The organism is Virgibacillus sp. M23 (assembly GCF_034190895.1).
Lineage (GTDB): Bacteria > Bacillota > Bacilli > Bacillales > Amphibacillaceae > Virgibacillus > Virgibacillus salarius.
Genome location: NZ_JAWDHA010000457.1, coordinates 1 through 218 on the forward strand (window position 1 = coordinate 1; position 218 = coordinate 218).

Below are 218 nucleotides of genomic sequence, written 5' to 3' on the forward strand. Positions count from 1 at the left end.
GAAGAAGAGGCCATTTTTATTGACGGCACGAAATTAGAAGCGAATGCCAATAAGTTCACTTTTGTATGGAAAAAATCCATTGAAAAATACAGCTCCGATTTAGTAGAGAAGTCGAATCAAATGTATGAGGAGCTACTGGAAAAAGAAATTATCCCCGAAATAGAAAGAGAAAGTTCTGATGAAATTTCAACGGAAGAACTCAATGAAGTAGTAAAAAA

1 pseudogene is annotated in these 218 nt (G+C 34.4%); it reads left to right on the top strand.

Annotated elements, in window-relative coordinates:
* Window positions 1-218, top strand: a pseudogene (locus RVS70_RS23325) (IS5/IS1182 family transposase); the annotation flags it as partial.